This window comes from Mesorhizobium sp. M7A.F.Ca.US.002.01.1.1, from assembly GCF_004022955.1.
GTDB lineage: Bacteria > Pseudomonadota > Alphaproteobacteria > Rhizobiales > Rhizobiaceae > Mesorhizobium > Mesorhizobium ciceri.
Window position 1 is genome coordinate 1 of sequence record NZ_RZQE01000696.1, and the last position, 2,310, is coordinate 2,310.

The 2,310-nt window shown below is 67.0% G+C and carries 4 protein-coding genes; 2 read left to right on the forward strand and 2 right to left on the reverse strand.

The annotated features are described in order from the left end of the window. On the forward strand, positions 1-352 hold a 352-nt coding region (locus EN932_RS34220), incomplete at its 5' end, for a GNAT family N-acetyltransferase (RefSeq protein ID WP_128369442.1). Between the two features lie 35 nt (positions 353-387). On the opposite strand, the gene EN932_RS34225 is transcribed toward EN932_RS34220, so the two are convergent. Further along, positions 388-1,137 carry a sulfite exporter TauE/SafE family protein gene (locus tag EN932_RS34225; RefSeq protein ID WP_127368918.1) on the reverse strand — a complete coding sequence of 250 codons (750 nt, stop codon included), beginning with the start codon at positions 1,135-1,137 and terminating at the stop codon, positions 388-390. A gap of 21 nt (positions 1,138-1,158) precedes the next feature. Continuing rightward, positions 1,159-1,365 (reverse strand): hypothetical protein, encoded by a 207-nt coding sequence (locus EN932_RS34230; protein WP_063168653.1) that lies wholly within the window; start codon positions 1,363-1,365, stop codon positions 1,159-1,161. A gap of 137 nt (positions 1,366-1,502) precedes the next feature. Between EN932_RS34230 and EN932_RS34235 the strand changes: the two genes are divergently transcribed. Beyond that, positions 1,503-2,310: LysR substrate-binding domain-containing protein (locus tag EN932_RS34235; protein WP_128369443.1), on the forward strand; the 808-nt coding region annotated here is incomplete at its 3' end.

Below are 2,310 nucleotides of genomic sequence, written 5' to 3' on the forward strand. Positions count from 1 at the left end.
CAAAGGCAACCGTGTGATTGGCTACTATGCCGTTGCCAGCGGCGCCGTGAAAATGGTCGAAGCTTCCAGCCGTTTCCGGCGCGACATGCCCGATCCGATCCCCGTCGCAGTGCAAGGCAGGTTGGCCGTAGACCAAGCCTATCACGGTCGGGGCATCGGGCGGGCGCTGGTAAGGGATGCCGGTCTACGAATTCTCCAGGCTGCTGAAATACTGGGCATCAAAGGCATAGTGGTGCATGCGATTTCCGACGATGCCCGAGCTTTCTACATCACCATCGGGTTCGAGCCCTCGCCGGTCGAGCCGTTGACACTCATGGTCACGCTCGCTGATCTCAGCGAAAGCATTGGCTGACGACTTCCTGCCAGTGCTCTGGGGAAGTCCGGCGCCTAGAACACCAACTCCCCCACGAGATAGACCCCAAGCGCCAGCAACCCCGCGAAGAACACTTTGCGGAAGGTCTCGACACTCATCTTCTGGCGCAGCGCCTGGCCGGCGAACATGCCGGCCAGCGCCGGCACAAGGGCTGCGACCGAACCGACCATTTGCGCACTCGGCGACGCCAGGGCGCCGGTCCTGAACAACCCGATGGCGAGCGCCGCCGTCGACACGGTGAAGGACAGGCCGAGCGCCTGGATCAGGTCTTCTTTCTCCAGCCGCAGCGACTGCAGATAGGGCACCGCCGGGATGACGAAGACGCCGGTGGCGCCGGTGACCAGCCCGGTCGCCACCCCGACCAGCGGTGACATCAAGGCTTCGCCGCGCGCCGGCGTGGTGAAGCCAAGCTTGAGCAGGCCGAGAATGGCGTAAAGCACCAGCGCCGCACCGAGCCCGGCCGAGGCAACGCCAGAGTGCGTGCCGGTCAGCAGGCCGGCGCCGGCAACGGTGCCGAGCATCACGCCGGCCATCATCGTCCACAGCCGCTTGCACAGCCGGCCGAAGGACGGGCCGGTCAGCAATTGCCAGAAGTTGGTAACCAGCGACGGGATCAGCAGCAGTGCCGCGGCCTGTGCTGGCGGCATCGTTACCGCCAGCAGCCCCATCGCCACGGTCGGCAGCCCCATGCCGACGACGCCCTTGACGAAGCCGGCGGCGAGGAACACGGCGCCGATCCAGGCGAGGATGCCGGCGCTCAGCATGATCGTATCTTCAGGGCCGGATCAGTCATGCAGCAGCATATCGGTTGCGTCGGCATCCGGGCTGGCGGCCTTTGCCGGCGCCGCATCGCGGCTGGTGGATACGACCGTCGCCGCGCATCCCCGCAGGCCTGATCCCGCTCGCGCCATGGCAAGGCCGGCCACGGCAATGGCCAGCACGATCGCCGTGCTTTCAAGAATGCCGAGCCGCCCTGATGTTCGTTCGTTCATCGCAATTCTCCTTCGAAACTGTTTGACGAAAATCCTGGCCGATCACAATGTGGAAGTTGCGCTGCCAGCCTTCGGCCACGACGAAGGCTGGTTGGCCGACCGCCTTCCCGGCGCTGAATATTCGCAGGAGCAAGAGAATGCGCTTCGATCTGGTCGATCTCCGCCTGTTCCTGCTGGTGGCCGAACGCGGCAGCATCACCCATGGCGCCGAGCTTGCCGGACTGGCCCTGGCGTCGGCCAGCGCCCGCATCAAGGGCATGGAGGAGCGGCTCGGCGCGCCGCTGCTGGAGCGCCGGCGCCGTGGGGTGGTGCCGACGGCGGCCGGACAGGCGCTGCTGCATCATGCGCGCGCGGTGCAGAACCAGATCGAAGCGATGACCGGCGACCTCGCCGCCTATGCCACCGGCCTGCGCGCCCGCGTCCGGCTGATGGCCAACACCGCCGCCACAGCCGAGTTGCTGCGCGAGATCCTGCCCACCTTCCTTGTCGCGCATCCCGGCATCGACATCGAGCTCGACGAGCGCCCCAGCCATGAGATCGCGCAAGCCGTGGCCAGTGGTGCGGCCGATCTCGGCATCGCCGCCACCTGGGCCGGCCTTGCGCACCTCGAGCAGAAACCGTTCTTCATCGACCGGCTGGTGGTGATCGCCGCGCGAAACCGGCCCGGCCTTGAAGGCCGCACCGTCAACCTCACTGAGCTTCTCGGCGAATCTTTCGTCGGCCTCAGCACCGGCCATGCGCTGCAGGAGCACATCGCCCGCCAGGCGGCCCGCCTTGGCGGCCATCTGCATGTCCGCATCCGCGTTCCCGGCCTCGACAATGTCTGCCGGCTGGTCGCGCAAGGTGCCGGCATCGCCATCGTGCCGGAAAGTGCCGCGCGCCGCTCGGCACGCTCGCTGCGACGCCTTCGGCTGACCGACGACTGGGCGACGCGCCAGCTCAATC

Bases quoted from the DNA above. Each gene is read 5' to 3' on its own strand.
- EN932_RS34230 (WP_063168653.1), bottom strand. From the start codon at position 1,365: ATGAACGAACGAACATCAGGGCGGCTCGGCATTCTTGAAAGCACGGCG.
- EN932_RS34225 (WP_127368918.1), bottom strand. From the start codon at position 1,137: ATGCTGAGCGCCGGCATCCTCGCCTGGATCGGCGCCGTGTTCCTCGCC.